This is a genomic window from Pseudomonas sp. 05T35, from assembly GCF_056396605.1.
Genome location: NZ_JBFTLU010000949.1, coordinates 1 through 490, shown reverse-complemented (window position 1 = coordinate 490; position 490 = coordinate 1). Strand labels below are relative to the sequence as shown.

Here is a 490-nt window from a genome sequence, read left to right as displayed (position 1 = left end):
CTGGCGGTGGGCGCGCAGTTCAAACTGCCGTACATCCACGTTGTGGTGAACAACTCGTACCTGGGTCTGATCCGTCAGGCGCAGCGCGGTTTCGACATGGACTACTGTGTGCAATTGTCCTTCGACAATCTCAACGCACCGGAGCTCAATGGTTACGGGGTGGACCACGTAGCCGTTGCCGAAGGCCTGGGTTGCAAGGCGTTGCGAGTGTTCGAACCGGCGGGCATCGCCCCTGCCCTGCGCAAGGCCGAGGAGCTGATCGAGGAGTTCAAGGTTCCGGTGATCGTCGAGATTATCCTGGAGCGCGTGACCAACATTTCCATGGGCACCGAGATCAACGCCGTCAACGAATTCGAAGACCTGGCGCTGGTCGGCAGCGACGCACCGACGGCGATTTCGTTGCTGGATTAAGAATGACTTGTCACCTGTAGCGGCTGCCGAGGCACGAGGCTGCGTTGCGTGTCCGCAGGACCGCCGTCGGGGGCCGCGT

1 protein-coding gene is annotated in these 490 nt (G+C 61.2%); it reads left to right on the top strand.

From position 1 onward, the window contains the following. Positions 1–411 (top strand): thiamine pyrophosphate-dependent enzyme (locus AC1DH9_RS30850; RefSeq protein ID WP_477809548.1); only part of this gene is annotated, 411 nt, incomplete at its 5' end. Positions 412–490 lie beyond the last annotated feature (79 nt).